The organism is Micromonospora sp. PRAS1, from assembly GCF_059553435.1.
Genome location: NZ_JCANNB010000003.1, coordinates 280,676 through 293,156 on the forward strand (window position 1 = coordinate 280,676; position 12,481 = coordinate 293,156).

12 protein-coding genes are annotated in these 12,481 nt (G+C 72.5%); 7 read left to right on the plus strand and 5 right to left on the minus strand.

Annotation, left to right across the window (positions count from 1 at the left end):
* Positions 1-227 precede the first annotated feature (227 nt).
* A complete protein-coding gene (locus AC507J_RS05090; RefSeq protein WP_496287866.1) occupies positions 228-1,007 on the plus strand; it encodes a hypothetical protein in 780 nt (259 codons plus the stop codon).
* Between the two features lie 71 nt (positions 1,008-1,078).
* On the opposite strand, the gene AC507J_RS05095 is transcribed toward AC507J_RS05090, so the two are convergent.
* The 3 genes from AC507J_RS05095 to AC507J_RS05105 form a co-directional block, all read right to left on the minus strand.
* Positions 1,079-2,296, minus strand: coding sequence for a hypothetical protein (locus AC507J_RS05095; RefSeq protein WP_496287867.1), 1,218 nt, complete (start codon positions 2,294-2,296; stop codon positions 1,079-1,081).
* A 104-nt stretch (positions 2,297-2,400) separates the two neighbouring features.
* On the minus strand, positions 2,401-4,113 hold the full coding sequence (locus tag AC507J_RS05100) for a GTPase (RefSeq protein WP_496287868.1): 1,713 nt from the start codon (positions 4,111-4,113) through the stop codon (positions 2,401-2,403).
* The gene (locus tag AC507J_RS05105; RefSeq protein ID WP_496287869.1) at positions 4,110-5,933 is read right to left on the minus strand and encodes an ABC transporter; all 1,824 of its coding nucleotides are present in this window, start codon (positions 5,931-5,933) and stop codon (positions 4,110-4,112) included. Before AC507J_RS05105 ends, AC507J_RS05100 begins: the two co-directional genes overlap by 4 nt.
* A 220-nt stretch (positions 5,934-6,153) precedes the next feature.
* On the opposite strand from AC507J_RS05105, the gene dnaK reads away from it, so the two are divergent.
* From dnaK to AC507J_RS05125, 4 genes are all read left to right on the plus strand, one after another.
* The gene (gene dnaK, locus AC507J_RS05110) at positions 6,154-8,043 is read left to right on the plus strand and encodes a molecular chaperone DnaK (RefSeq protein ID WP_496287870.1); all 1,890 of its coding nucleotides are present in this window, start codon (positions 6,154-6,156) and stop codon (positions 8,041-8,043) included.
* A gap of 46 nt (positions 8,044-8,089) precedes the next feature.
* On the plus strand, positions 8,090-8,866 hold the full coding sequence (gene grpE / locus AC507J_RS05115) for a nucleotide exchange factor GrpE (protein ID WP_496287871.1): 777 nt from the start codon (positions 8,090-8,092) through the stop codon (positions 8,864-8,866).
* Positions 8,867-8,951: 85 nt separating this feature from the next.
* Positions 8,952-10,130 (plus strand): molecular chaperone DnaJ, encoded by a 1,179-nt coding sequence (dnaJ, locus tag AC507J_RS05120; RefSeq protein ID WP_496287872.1) that lies wholly within the window; start codon positions 8,952-8,954, stop codon positions 10,128-10,130.
* A 28-nt stretch (positions 10,131-10,158) separates the two neighbouring features.
* Positions 10,159-10,599, plus strand: coding sequence for a heat shock protein transcriptional repressor HspR (locus AC507J_RS05125; RefSeq protein ID WP_496287873.1), 441 nt, complete (start codon positions 10,159-10,161; stop codon positions 10,597-10,599).
* Between the two features lie 89 nt (positions 10,600-10,688).
* On the opposite strand, the gene AC507J_RS05130 is transcribed toward AC507J_RS05125, so the two are convergent.
* Positions 10,689-10,907, minus strand: a complete 219-nt coding sequence (locus AC507J_RS05130) for a helix-turn-helix transcriptional regulator (protein WP_496287874.1) — start codon at positions 10,905-10,907, stop codon at positions 10,689-10,691.
* A gap of 190 nt (positions 10,908-11,097) precedes the next feature.
* Here AC507J_RS05130 and AC507J_RS05135 point away from each other — a divergent pair, with 190 nt between their 5' ends.
* Positions 11,098-11,340: a flavin reductase gene (locus AC507J_RS05135; RefSeq protein WP_496287875.1), complete on the plus strand. Its 243-nt coding sequence runs from the start codon at positions 11,098-11,100 to the stop codon at positions 11,338-11,340.
* Between the two features lie 108 nt (positions 11,341-11,448).
* On the plus strand, positions 11,449-11,823 hold the full coding sequence (locus AC507J_RS05140) for a hypothetical protein (protein WP_496287876.1): 375 nt from the start codon (positions 11,449-11,451) through the stop codon (positions 11,821-11,823).
* Positions 11,824-12,018: 195 nt separating this feature from the next.
* Here the strand turns inward: AC507J_RS05140 and AC507J_RS05145 are convergent, their stop codons facing one another.
* Positions 12,019-12,447 (minus strand): hypothetical protein, encoded by a 429-nt coding sequence (locus AC507J_RS05145; RefSeq protein WP_496287877.1) that lies wholly within the window; start codon positions 12,445-12,447, stop codon positions 12,019-12,021.
* Between the last annotated feature and the right edge of the window lie 34 nt (positions 12,448-12,481).

Consider the following 12,481-nt stretch of genomic DNA (forward strand, 5'->3'; position numbering starts at 1 on the left):
GCCCGCTTCGTTACCCGAAATGCCGGAGTGTCTGATCCAACGACGCGCGACCGAACCGGTCATGATTTGTCACCATTCGGCCAGATACGCGTGGCGACACGCGGTACGGGGTTGGCTCACAGAGAGTCACTGACCCAGGCTGTGCGGGTGGACCCCGATCCGGCTGTGGCGGTCCACCGGGCCCGCACCTGACGGTCCCGGCCAGGGGCGACGACGAGGAGCGCGAGGTGTCCGAACCAGGTGAGGGGCCCGGGGTGGCAAGCCTCGGCCGGCACCGGGCATCCGGCGGCTACCGCCGGGTGGTGGGTGCACACCGGGCCGCCCGTACCGCCGGCCCCACCCGGGGTTACCTGCTCACGGTGGCGCTACTCGCCGGCACGGCCTCGATGCCGGTCCTCGCCGCGATCACCACCGGTTCGGCGACGGTCGGCAGCACCGCGCTGCCGGACAGCAGCACCCGCTTCATCCCGACGCCCTCGATCGGTCCGGTGGTCATTCCACCACCGCCCACCGGCGTCCCGGCGGCCACCGGATCGGCCGTGCCGTCGGCCGTCCCGTCCGTTGATGCGGCGGTGGAGGGCGCCGGTCCCACCCCGCTGCCCACGGTCACCCGGTTCGAGCCGCCGGTACGCCGTCCCGAACCGCCGACGATCCCGCCCGCGCCGCGCCCGACCGTGCCCACGCCGGCCCCGTCGCCCGCGCCGAACCCGAGCCCGAGCCCACCACCGACCGCCGCACCGTCGCCGACGCCCACCCCCGAGCCGTCGGCCGAACCGAGCACGTCCGTGGCGCCCACTGCCTCCGTCGAGCCCAGCGCCTCCGTGGAGCCGGGCCCGTCCGTGGAGCCCGGCGAGCCGGTCGAGCCGGAGCCGCCCGTCGAACCCAGCGCCTCGGCGGAGCCGGATCCGGTAGAGCCGAGCGAGTCCATCGACCCAGGTGTGCCGGGCGGGCCGGGTGATCCGGCCGACCCGAGCGACCAGGTGCCCGTGCCCACGCTGCTCGGTTGACTGGGCGGCGCGGGCTGAGGTCGAGTGGGCCGCGGTCTGATTGAGCGGCTCGGGCTGGGTCGGCCGCGCTGTCAGTCGTCGTCGGCGAGGCGGTGCCGGTTCGCCTCGATCCAGGCGTCCAGGGCGGCCGGGTCGTCCGGATCGACCCCGTCGGCCATCAACTGGGCGACCGCGGCAGTCGCCGGACTACGCCGCTCACCGGTGGCGTAGAGCCGGACGAACTCCGGCACCATCTCCTCGATCGCGGCGTCGGTCCGGGCCGCCGCCGATGCGGACAACCCACGCCGATGGGCGGCGTACCCGGCCCAGGCGCGCAGTACCCGAGGCAGCATCGCCGCGTCGTCCATGTCCAGCACGGCCCGGCGGTGCACCCAGTCGAGCAGGAAGAGCCCGGCCACCGTCGGGCTCCACCGCAGCGGGTCGGCGTCCGGGAAGGTCACCGCGTGGTCCAGCAGCAGCCCCAGACAGAAGTGCAGGGAGGCCAGTTCGGCGCCGTCGACGGTGTCCAACCCGGCCCGGGCCGCCTGCGGCGAGGCCAGGAACCGCCGGATCTCCTCGGCGCGCTCGGCGTCCGGCAGCGGATCGTCGGTCGGCTCGGGCGCTGCCGTCCCGGCGGGCAGGACCGCCAACCGGGCCCCGACCAGCGCGCGATCCGTGGCCAGTGAACTCGCCCCGGGCAGCTGCCCCAACTGGTCGGTGATCGCCAGATGCCGGCTGACCTCGCCACGCACCCGGGTGGGGTCCTCCTCCCGGAACCAGGTCAGCTCGTCGGCGGCACACAACTGCCGGACCTGCTCCAGGATCAGGTCGGCCGGTCCGCCGACGAAGATGTCCTTGGTGATGCCGATGTTGTGGTCGACCAGCGCCACCAGCGCGTGCTCCGGCCCACCCGCGTCGTCGTCGTAGGCGAAGGTGGCCAGGTAGGAGGTCTGGTCGCCGTAGACGTCGCCGTACGCCCAACTGCCGGTGAGGTGCACCCGGCCGAGCTGACCGGACCAGGCCGGTGCGGTGGCACCGGGGCGTACCCGGTCCGCGCCGGTCGCGTCCGGCACCAGGGCCGCGAAGACCGCGCGGACGGTGGTCGCCGCAGCGGCCCGCCGGCGGGTGGTGGCCGCGAGGAAGCCGGCGACGAACTCCCGTACCGCCGCCTCCCGATCCGTCTCGGCGATCTCGTACACGCTGCCCAGCAGCGCCGTGCCCAGCATCTCCGCGTCGAGCGCCGAGTCGAGCTTGGTCACGTCGCGGGCGGCGTGCAGCACCGCCTCGTAGGGGGTTTGTGGCGTGGCCATGACCCGACCCTACGCCGCACGCCGTCCGGTCACGCACCGAGCGACCCGAGCGCCGACGTTGTGTCCAGTCCACCGGGTGGCCGGTGCGCATGTGGCGGCCGGCCTCACCGGTGCCGGGCGACCTCCAGCACGGTCCGCGCGTCGGCGTGGGCGGCGATCACGGCACGGACCGGTGTGAGGACGTACTCGTCACCCACGGCGGCCACCGACTCCACCAACCGCGCCCGCGCCCGCTGCCCGGCGCGCCGGGCAGCCCACCTGGACACCGGCCGGGCCAGCCCGGCCATCAGCAGCCCCGCCAGCAGCCCGCCGAGCAGCAGCAGGGTCGGTGCCGGCACCTCGCCGACCATCGGATGCCGCAGCTCGGGCAGGCCGAGGGCGCGCAGCGCGTACCCGAGGACCAGCCAGCCCAGCCCGGCCACGGCGGCGAGGGTCACCAGCCACTGTGCTCCACCGACCAGCCGCCACCACAAGCGGGGCCGGTCCATGCCCAGGTCGGCGTTTGCGACCGCGCGATCCAGGGCGTCCGGCAGGTCGCCGATACGGGAGCGGGCCGCCGTGGTCACCGCATCCGGCCAGGCGCTCGGCAGGCCGGACCCGGCCCGCTCGGCCACCGTACGCAGGGCCAGCGCCAGCGCGGACTTGTCGGCGACGCTGGGTTCGGGTACGGAGGTCGCGGCGACCAGGCTCTCCGCCGGGTCGCCCGGCGGACCGGAGTGCCCCGGCGGGCCGGAGTGCCCCGGCGGGCCGGAGAGGTGCAGCCGGCGCAGCGGATCGGCGCGCAACCGCCGCCAGAACCGGACCAACGGCCAGCCGGTCGCTGAGGCGGCCCGGTGCCGGTAGGCGTCTTCGACCGCGGCCACCACCGCCGGCACCCCCGCCGCGGCGCCAAGCGCCCGGGTCAGCGGAGCGACGGCGGGATCGTCCGGGGCGAGCGCCGAGCGGGGCGCACCGACCATCTCGTCCAGCGCGGCAACCACGCCGTCCACGTCACCGGAGAGCCGGCGGAGCGCGGCCTGCCGCTCGGCGACGGTACGCTCCAACGCCTCCCGCAGGCCGTCCGGACCGTTCGGATCGGCGACGCTTGTGGCCAGCAGCGGTACGCCGGCCAGACCGTCCGCGTCGAGCAGCCGGCGCAGGTCGGCGAGGACCCGGGGCACGTCGTCCGGCGGTAGCCGGTCGGCCTGGTTGAGCACGACCAGGGTGACGTCGCGGTGCCGGTGGAACTCCCGGAGATAGCTGCGGTGCACCACCCGGTCGGCGTACTTCTGCGGGTCGACCACCCAGACCACGAGGTCCACCAGGCCGAGCAGCCGGTCCACCTCAAGCCGGTGCGAGTGCTGCACCGAGTCGAAGTCCGGCAGGTCGAGCAGGATCAGCCCGTGCAGCGCGGATTCGTCGTCGCCGTCCAGCAGGCTCTCCCGGACGAACCGGTGCCGGGGCAGCACGCCGAGCCAGTCGAGCAGCCGGCTGCCCCCGTCGAGCGGCCCCCAGACGCAGGCGTGGGCCACGCCGGTGGTGGGGCGGCGTACCCCGACGGGCGACAGGTCCATCCGGGCCATCGCGTTGAACAGGCTGGACTTGCCGCTGCCGGTCGCACCGGCCAGGGCCACCACGGTGTGGTCGCGGGAGAGCGCCAGCCGGGTCCCGGCCCGCTCGACCAGGGTGCGGGCCGGCACCAGCGGGGTGTCCGGCAGGTGACCGTCGACGATGCCGAGAAAGCGGTGCACCGCCTCCAACCGGGCGACCAGTTGGTCGGCGTCGACCCGCCCGTCGGCCCGTAGCGCCTCGCGCAGGCGCCCACCGAGGCCGCTCACGGCCGCTCCCCGCCGGGCAGCGCAGCGGCGAACCCGCTGTGCAGCCGGGCCGCCTCGACCCGTTCGGCGGCCCGGCGCAGCTCCACCGCCGACCGGGCGGCAGGTCGCGCCTGTTCCGTCCGGGTCAGGTAGCGGGCGGCCTCGGCCTCCAACAGGACGCGTACCCGCTTCAGCAGATCGTCCCGGGCCTTGTCGGCCAGCTTGCGGACGGCCTGGTCGCCGAAGATCGCCTGGAGCACCGCCTGCCCGGCGACGGTGGTGCCCGCCCCGGTGGCGACCTCCAACCCGGTCGGGATGAAGGCGGTCGAGGCGAAGACCGCGATCATCACCACCAGCCCGGTGGCGTTCACCGCGTACGCCGCCGTCCGGGCCACGAAGCGTCGGTCGCCACCCTCGACGCGGACCAGCTCCAACACGCCACGCTGCCAGTCCCGGATCAGTCGCTCGACCCGCTCGGGCAGGTCGGCAGAGTGGTGGGCCAGGTCCGGTTCGAGCAGTGCGGCACCGGCGGGGTGCGCCTTCCAGCCGGTGTACGCGTGCTCGGCCGCCTCGGCCGCCACCCCGCGCAGCAGGGTCGACAGTTGGGACTCGATGGCGTCGCGCAGCTGCACGGCGGGTGCCGGTCGGCGGCTGAACGTGGCCACCACCCGGTCGCGCAGCCGGCCGATCCGCGCCTCCAGGGTGCGGAAGAACTCGCTGGTGCCGATGAACTCCTGCCAGCGGGCGAGCACCTCGCCCCGGAGCATCCGACCGTCGCGCAGCCCCTGCTCGACCGTCCGGTTCGCGGCCCGGTACGCGGCGAGTACCCGCTCGTCCAGGGCGTCGGCGGCGGCCACCTGCTCGTCGGCGGCCTCGGCCAGACTCTCCAGCGCCGGTTGCAGTGCGGCCAGGGCACCGCCCAGGGTCTGCCGTACCACCGCCGCACGGGCGTCCGCGTCAGCGGCGAGTCGGGCGAACCAGTCGGCCAGCGGCGCGGTGACCCGGTCGGGCAGCAGGCCCTGCCCGTCGACCCAGGTCTCCGGCAGCACGAAGAGTGGCGCCGAGCCGAGATCCTGCTCGGCGAGCATCTCGGCGAGGTGGGCGGCGACCTCGTCGGTGGCCTCCGCCGGCACCCGGTCGAGCACCAGGGCGAGCACCGCGCCGCGGGCCCGCGCACTGTGCAGCAGATCCCAGGGGACGGCGTCGGCGTAGCGGGCGGCGGTGGTGACGAAGAGCCAGAGGTCGGCGGCGGCGAGCAGCTGACCGGCCAGCGCCCGGTTGGCGTCGACCACCGAGTCGATGTCGGGGGCGTCCAGGAACGCCAGCCCCGGGGGCAGCGCCGGGGCGGTGACCAGGTGCAGCGTGCCGGGGTCGGTGCTGGGTTGGTTGGTACGGGTCAGCCCGGGCAGCAGTTCGCCCCGGCGGAACCAGGGCGAGTCGGCCGGATTGCAGACCAGCACCGGGGAGCGGGTGGTGGGTCGCAGCACCCCGACGGCGCTGACCCTGGCCTGCACCAGGCTGTTGACCAGGGTCGACTTGCCGGCACCGGTGGAACCACCCACCACCACGAGCAGCGGCGCGTCGAGGCGGGAGAGTCGGGGTAGCAGGTAGTCGTCGAGTTGGTCGGCGAGCGCGGCAGCGGTCCGCTCGGCGGGCTCGGCCGAGGGCAGCGCCAGCGGAAACCGGGCCGACCCGATCGCGGCGCGCAGGCCGGTCAGGGCGTCGGGCAGGCGGTCCTCCCCGGTGGCCGCGGACCGGTCCTCCCCGGCGTCGGTGAAGCCGGTGCGAGCTGCGACGGCGGGCGCGCCGGAGGGTAAGGCGGAATCGCCGTTCGTCGTCACCGCTAAAGCGTGCCCGACCGACACAAGTAAGACAACCAGTCGGTAGCGAACGGCGAGTTGCGCCGACCCGACTCAACTCGACTTGACGATTCCAGCGGGCGTGGCACTATTGAGTCAAGTTCACTCAACTTGAGGTGGGGTCGCTGCGGGCGGCGCCCGCCGGGCAGCGGCGACGGGTGGACCCGTGCCCTGCTCAACGTTACGAAGCGAGGAAGCGAAGATGGCACGTGCGGTCGGTATCGACCTCGGCACGACGAACTCCTGCGTCAGCGTCCTGGAGGGCGGTGAGCCCACCGTCATCGCCAACGCTGAGGGCTCGCGGACGACCCCGTCGATCGTCGCGTTCGCCCGCAACGGCGAGGTGCTCGTCGGTGAGGTCGCCAAGCGCCAGGCGGTGACGAACCCGGATCGGACGATCCGCTCGGTCAAGCGGGAGATCGGCACCAACTGGTCCGTCGACATCGACGGCAAGAAGTACACCCCGCAGGAGATCTCGGCCCGGACGCTGATGAAGCTCAAGCGGGACGCCGAGGCGTACCTGGGCGAGCAGATCACCGACGCGGTGATCACCGTCCCGGCCTACTTCAACGACGGTCAGCGCCAGGCCACCAAGGAGGCCGGTGAGATCGCCGGCTTCAACGTGCTGCGGATCGTGAACGAGCCGACCGCGGCCGCCCTGGCGTACGGGCTGGACAAGGGCTCCAAGGAGCAGACCGTCCTGGTCTTCGACCTCGGTGGCGGCACCTTCGACGTGTCGCTGCTCGAACTGGCCGAGGGCGTCATCGAGGTCAAGTCGACAAGTGGTGACAACCTGCTCGGCGGCGACGACTGGGACCAGCGGATCATCGACCACCTGGTGAAGACCTTCCGTGGCGAGCACGGCATCGACCTGTCGCAGGACAAGATGGCGATGCAGCGGCTCAAGGAGGCGGCCGAGAAGGCCAAGATCGAGCTTTCCGCCGCCACCACCACCAACATCAACCTGCCGTACATCACCGCTGGCGCGGCCGGCCCGCTGCACCTCGACGTGACGCTCAGCCGGGCCGAGTTCCAGCGGATGACGCAGGACCTGCTGGACCGCTGCAAGGGTCCGTTCGAGCAGGCCGTCAAGGACGCCGGGATCAAGGTCTCCGACGTCGAGCACGTGATCCTGGTCGGCGGCTCGACCCGGATGCCGGCCGTGACCGACCTGGTGAAGCAGCTCACCGGCCGCGAGCCCAACAAGGGCGTCAACCCGGACGAGGTGGTGGCCGTCGGCGCCGCCCTCCAGGCCGGTGTGCTCAAGGGCGAGGTCAAGGACGTCCTGCTGCTCGACGTGACCCCGCTGAGCCTGGGCATCGAGACCAAGGGCGGCATCTTCACCAAGCTGATCGAGCGCAACACCACCATCCCGACCAAGCGGTCCGAGGTGTTCACCACCGCCGACGACAACCAGCCGTCGGTGCTCATCCAGGTCTTCCAGGGCGAGCGCGAGATCGCCGCGTACAACAAGAAGCTCGGCACCTTCGAGCTGACCGGTCTCCCGCCGGCCCCGCGCGGCGTGCCGCAGATCGAGGTCACCTTCGACATCGACGCGAACGGCATCGTCAACGTCCACGCCAAGGACCTGGGCACCGGCAAGGAGCAGAAGATGACCATCACCGGCGGCTCCTCGCTGCCGAAGGATGACATCGAGCGGATGCGCCGGGACGCCGAGGAGCACGCGGAGGAGGACAAGCGCCGCCGCGAGGAGGCCGAGACCCGCAACGTGGCCGAGGCCCTCCAGTGGCAGACCGAGAAGTTCCTCGCCGAGAACGGTGAGAAGCTCCCCGCCGAGAACCGCGAGAAGCTCAACGAGGCCCTCGGTGAGCTGCGGGGTGCGCTCGGTGGCAGCGACATCGATAAGATCAAGTCGGCGCACGAGCGGCTCGCGCAGGTCTCCCAGGAGGCCGGCTCGCTGCTCTACGCCCAGCAGGCCGAGCAGGCCCAGCCGGGTGGCGCGGCCGGTGCCGGTGCCGCCGGTGCGGCCGGTGCCGGTGCGGCGGGTGGCGCGGAGGCCGGCGGTGCCCGGCCCGGTGCCGACGACGTGGTCGACGCGGAGATCGTGGACGAGGACAAGGACAAGAAGTGACGGTCCCTTCGGACTCGATCTCACAGGCAAGGGATGAGGTAGTCGTATGACGGAGAAGCCACGAGCCGCCGACCCGGGTGACACCGGGTCGGCGCCGGGTGGCTCGGCGCCCGAGCCGGCTCACGGCGACGCGCCGCGGGTCGTCATCCGCAACAACCGCAAGATCAGCCAGACCCGGGAGCCGGACGGCGCGGCCGCCGACGCCGGCTCGGACGCCCCGGCCGAGGGACTGGTCGAGGATGCCGAGGTCGTGGTCGACGCGATCGAGGTGGAGACCACCGCGCTGAGCGAGTCGGCCACGGACGGTCCGCCGGTGGTGGACTCGCCCGCGCATCCGGCGGAGGAGCAGCCGGCCGGTGAGTCGGCGCAGGCCGGCGGTGGCGGGCTCGGTGCCGAGCTGGAGGCGCTCCGCGCCGAGTTGGAGGAACGTACGCGGGACGTGCAGCGGGTGTCGGCCGAGTACGCCAACTACCGCAAGCGGGTGGAACGCGATCGTGGCCTGGTCACCGAGCAGGCGACCGGCTCGGTGCTCGCCGCACTGCTGCCGATCCTGGACGACCTCGACCGGGCCCGGGAACATGGCGACCTGGTCGGCCCGTTCGGCTCGGTGGCCGAGCAGCTGACCACCACGCTGGGCAAGTTCGGGCTGACCCCGTTCGGTGAGCAGGGCGACCCGTTCGACCCGACGCGGCACGAGGCGGTGGCCCACCAGACCTCGGCCGACGTCACCGAGCCGACCTGCGTGCAGGTGATGCGTCGGGGCTATCAGATTGGTGAGCGACTGCTGCGGCCCGCGATGGTCGCGGTCGCCGATCCGGAATAGTGCACGACGGTGACCGGGCCGTCCCGCCCGCCGAGCTTCGGCGAGCGGGACGGCCTCGGCCCGGAGGCGGGGAGGAGGTGGACGGTTGAGTTCCAAGGACTGGATCGAGAAGGACTATTACGCGGTCCTGGGCGTGGCGAAGACCGCCCCCGCTGATGAGATCAAGAAGGCGTACCGGAAGCTGGCCCGCGAGTCACACCCGGACCACAACCCCGGTGACCCCAAGGCCGAGGAGCGCTTCAAGGCGGTCTCCGAGGCGTACGCGGTGCTCGGCGACGACACGAAGCGCCGCGAGTACGACGAGATGCGCTCGCTGTTCGGCTCGGGCGCGTTCCGGCGCGGCGCCCGCCAGCCGGGTCAGCCCGGCGGCGTACCGTTCGACGTCTCCGACCTGTTCGGCGGCGCCGCACCCGGCGGCGGTGGCCGGTTCGGCGGCGGCAACATCTCCGACCTGTTCAGCTCGATCTTCTCGGGTGGCGCGGGTGGCGGCGGCGCACCCGGTCCGGCGCGTGGACGCGACATCGAGACCGAGGTGGCGCTCGACTTCGACGACGCCGTCCGGGGCGTGACCCTGCCGCTGACGCTGCGGGCCCCCGGGGTCTGCGACACCTGCCACGGCAACGGTGCCAAGCCGGGCACCCAGCCACGGACCTGCCCGGTCTGTCACGGTGCCGGGGTGACCACCCGCAACCAGGGCGCGTTCAGCTTCTCCGAACCGTGCCGCAACTGTCAGGGCGTCGGCACGGTGGTCGACGAGAAGTGTCCGGAATGCCAGGGCACCGGTGGCGTCACCAAGACCCGTACGCTCACCGTCCGCTTCCCGGCCGGGGTGGCCGACGGACAGCGGATCCGGCTGGCCGGCCGGGGAGAGCCGGGCGAGCGCGGCGGCCCGGCGGGTGACCTGTTCGTGCACGTCAAGGTCCGGCCGGACGAGCTGTTCGGGCGCAGCGGCGACGACCTCACGCTGACCGTTCCGATCACGTTCACGGAGGCGGTGCTCGGCACCGATTTGCGGGTGCCGACGCTCGACGGCGCGGTAACCCTGCGGGTGCCGCCGGGTACGCCGAGCGGACGGATCCTGCGGGCCCGCGGCAAGGGCGTGACCCGCCGCGACGGCCAGGCCGGTGACCTGCTCGTCACGCTCGACGTGGTGGTGCCGGCACAGGTGTCCGACGAGGCTCGAAAGGCCCTGGAGACATTCGCTGAGCAGAGCCCGCCACCCGGGCGGGAACATCTCGACGCCCGGGTGCGTCGGTTCGGTTGATCGGTGAGGCGGTGCGGAGGTGAGCGGCATGGCGGACGGGTTTATCGGTTCGGATGACCCTGCCTACGAGGCCAAGGTGCTGATGATCTCGGTCGCGGCGCGGATGGCGGGAATGCACCCCCAGACGCTGCGCCAGTACGACCGGCTCGGCCTGGTACAGGCGGGCCGGGCGGCCGGCGGCGGACGGCGCTACAGCGTCCGGGACGTGGTGCTGCTGCGCGAGGTGCAGCGGCTCAGCCAGGACGACGGGGTCAACCTCGCCGGGATCAAGCGGATCATCGGCCTGGAGCGGCTGTTGGAGCAGGCCCAGCAGCGGGTCGCCCAGCTTGAGGCCGAGCTGGATGCGGCGTACCGCCGGATGGCCGAGCTGGAGTCGCTGGCCCGCTTCCCCGGCCGCGACCTGGTGCCGACCAACCAGACCTCGACCGCGCTGGTCGTCTGGCGTCCCCGCCGCAGCCCGGGCCGCTGACCTCCGGGTTTCGCAGGAGTTCGCCCCGTCGTGGTCGGTGACTGAGGCGGGGCAACACCTCATCCCTGCTCGCGCTTCGAGATTCGCGGCTACGCCTCTTCGTCTTCTGCTGGGCGGGGCCGCCGGTACTGGCGGATGTACTCCTCGACATCTTCCCGCAGCCAGATCTTGCCGACCGACAGGATCTGATACGGCGGCGGGAAGTTCGGGTGCGCGGCGATCTGGCGGAACCGGGATCGGCTGACGCCGAGCATCGTCAGGATCTCGCCGGCGGCCACCAGCTGCCCAGGTCCGCGCTCCTTGCCCATGCCTAGGAAGGTAGGCCGACCGTAGCCTGCCAATGGGAACGCGCATGAGTGCATCCGTCTTTAGAGGCGCGCCAACATTGACAGGGGGGTGGGCCTCGGGTTGGGATCGGGGTGGGCCCCTCGGCTGCTGGAGGCGTTGCCCGGTGGCCGGGGGTGTCACCCCGTCTCGCTGCTCGGGAGGAGCCTGCTGATGCAACGTCACGCACCGATCCGGCCGCTGTGGGGCTGCGCCGCCTGTGCCGAGGTCTGGCCGTGCCCGCAGGCACGAGTTGAACTGCGCGCCGAGTACGGCAGCGGACGGCTGCTCGGCATCGACATGGCTGACCTGTTGCAGGAGGCGACAGTCGACCTGACCCGCCTGGGCCCGGAGCCGCCGGACCCGCAGGCGATGCACCACCGCTTCCTCGGCTGGATCCGACACCCCACCCCCTGACCACCCCACCCACCCGCGCCCCCCGGGGCACACCACCCCCTCCGTTGATCATGAGGTTGGCGGCAGTTTGAAGATCACTTACTGCCGCTAACCTCATGGTCAACAGGGGTGAGTTGGGGAAACCTGAGCGGGGGACGGGTTGCCTTCGTTAGCCTCGGTTATGCGGGTCTGACCATCTCGATCCGGAATCCGATCCTGGCGGGGGGAGCCATGACGGAAGCGGCGAAGAAGGTGGCCGAAGAGGCGGAGCATCGGCTCGACAACCTGGCTGAAGACGTCCGGCAGCGATTCGACCGGATCACCAAGGGTCGCTTCTCCGACCAGGTCAATTCGGGCCGGGTCGGAAGCCGGAACGCCAGCGGCAACCGCAGTGACCCGGCAGGCCAGGCCAGGCGTAATGCTCAGCCGGGCCAGGGCGGCGGGCACGGTGCCGGTCAGGCGCGCACCGATCAGCATCGCCGCGAGCGGGGCGGATCGCGCTGACGACCCGCTGACGTGCGGGCCGGGAGCCACGGGGGGTCCCGGCCCGTTCGCTGCCCACCCCGCCCCACCACCCGTACGCGCCGATCTTGCAGTTTCGGTCGCCATAGCGCGGCTTTTGTGGCTTACGCGGCGACGGAAACTGCAAGATCGCGGCGGCTGGGGGGTGGGGGGGTGAGCGTGGGGGCGCGGGGGTGGTTAGAGGCGGCGGTTTTCGCGGACCAGGCCGCCCTCGCACCATTCGCGGTAGACGAAGAGTTCTGGGCGGGAGAGGAGTACCCGGCTGTTGTGCGCCCAGGTGTGCATCAGGTCGTCACCGTTGCGCTCGGCCTGGTCCACCAGTTTGCGGAAGCGTCGCTTCGGGTGGGCCCGGAAGTTGGTCCGGATCCCGTCGGCGGCGTAAATGTAGAGGCAGTGCAGGGCGAACCGGCGGGCCGGGCAGCTCGGGTCCATGGCCAGGTCGAACAGCGTCATGATCAGCCGATCGCCGGAGACCAGCAGGTCCCAGTCGGGTGGCATGGACGCCAACGGCACGGAATCCGGTTGGTATGCCCACGCTCGCAACTCCGCCGGGCTCGGGTCGACGGGGTTGGCGAAGCCGTGGAACGTTGACTCCTGCACGCTCACCGGCCAACCTTCCGCTCGCGACCGCGCCGGGGCG

Excerpts from the sequence above, each read along its gene's own strand:
- AC507J_RS05125 (WP_496287873.1), top strand. The coding sequence starts at position 10,159 with ATGGCGGACGGGTTTATCGGTTCGGATGACCCTGCCTACGAGGCCAAG.
- AC507J_RS05135 (WP_496287875.1), top strand. The coding sequence starts at position 11,098 with ATGCAACGTCACGCACCGATCCGGCCGCTGTGGGGCTGCGCCGCCTGT.
- grpE (WP_496287871.1), top strand. The coding sequence starts at position 8,090 with ATGACGGAGAAGCCACGAGCCGCCGACCCGGGTGACACCGGGTCGGCG.
- dnaK (WP_496287870.1), top strand. The coding sequence starts at position 6,154 with ATGGCACGTGCGGTCGGTATCGACCTCGGCACGACGAACTCCTGCGTC.
- AC507J_RS05095 (WP_496287867.1), bottom strand. The coding sequence starts at position 2,296 with ATGGCCACGCCACAAACCCCCTACGAGGCGGTGCTGCACGCCGCCCGC.
- AC507J_RS05130 (WP_496287874.1), bottom strand. The coding sequence starts at position 10,907 with ATGGGCAAGGAGCGCGGACCTGGGCAGCTGGTGGCCGCCGGCGAGATC.